Source organism: Ammoniphilus sp. YIM 78166, assembly GCF_004522215.1.
Classification (GTDB): Bacteria; Bacillota; Bacilli; order Aneurinibacillales; family RAOX-1; genus YIM-78166.
Map to the genome: position 1 here is coordinate 1 of NZ_SDLR01000076.1, position 259 is coordinate 259.

The window sequence follows — 259 nt, forward strand, 5'->3', positions numbered from 1 at the left end:
TGAATTCTTCAACCAGGTAGTTGATCAGACGGCTGTCGAAGTCTTCACCACCCAGGTGGGTATCACCGTTGGTTGCCAGAACTTCGAAGGTTTTTTCGCCGTCAACTTCGTCGATTTCGATAATAGAAATATCGAAAGTACCACCACCCAGGTCATAAACCGCGATAGTACGGTTGCCAGTACCTTTGTCCAGACCGTAAGCCAGCGCAGCTGCGGTCGGTTCGTTGATGATACGTTTTACTTCCAGACCAGCGATACG

Annotated in this window: 1 protein-coding gene; it reads right to left on the bottom strand. The window is 49.4% G+C overall.

What is annotated here, in order from left to right:
* A partial coding sequence (locus EIZ58_RS32965; RefSeq protein ID WP_167578116.1) for an Hsp70 family protein occupies positions 1–259 on the bottom strand: 259 nt, incomplete at both ends.